Source organism: Pseudomonas sp. HMWF006 (assembly GCF_003061205.1).
In the GTDB taxonomy this organism is placed as follows: domain Bacteria; phylum Pseudomonadota; class Gammaproteobacteria; order Pseudomonadales; family Pseudomonadaceae; genus Aquipseudomonas; species Aquipseudomonas monsensis.
In genome coordinates, this window is sequence record NZ_QAIU01000430.1 from 1 (window position 1) to 486 (window position 486).

General features: G+C 66.9%; 1 pseudogene. It reads left to right on the forward strand.

From position 1 onward, the window contains the following. Nucleotides 1-486, forward strand: a pseudogene (locus DBR24_RS32695) (ATP-dependent DNA helicase); the annotation flags it as partial.

The window sequence follows — 486 nt, forward strand, 5'->3', positions numbered from 1 at the left end:
ACGGTCGTCAGGGCATCCGCAGCGCTTACCTGCACCGCGACGCCGTCAGCCGCACCTTGCGCGGACGACGCGGGGCGCGCCTGACCGCCGTGACCAGCGGCGGCACCATCCCCGACAACGCCGATTACAGCGTACTGCTGGAGCCGCAAGGCCTGAGTATCGGCAGCGTCAATGAAGACTTCGCCGTGGAAAGCATCGCCGGTGATGTGTTCCAGCTCGGCAACACCTCGTACCGCATCTTGCGTGTGGAAACCGGCAAGGTGCGCGTCGAAGATGCTCACGGTCAGCCGCCGAGCATTCCGTTCTGGCTTGGCGAAGCGCCGGGGCGCAGCGATGAGTTGTCCGCGGCGGTGGCGCGCCTGCAAGCGACCCTCGACGACTTGCTCGGCGCCCGCCCCGGCGATCTGCAACCGGCCCTCGACTGGCTGACACAAACGTTAGGACTGAACGCCGCCAGCGCCGAACAACTGGTGGACTATCTGGCCC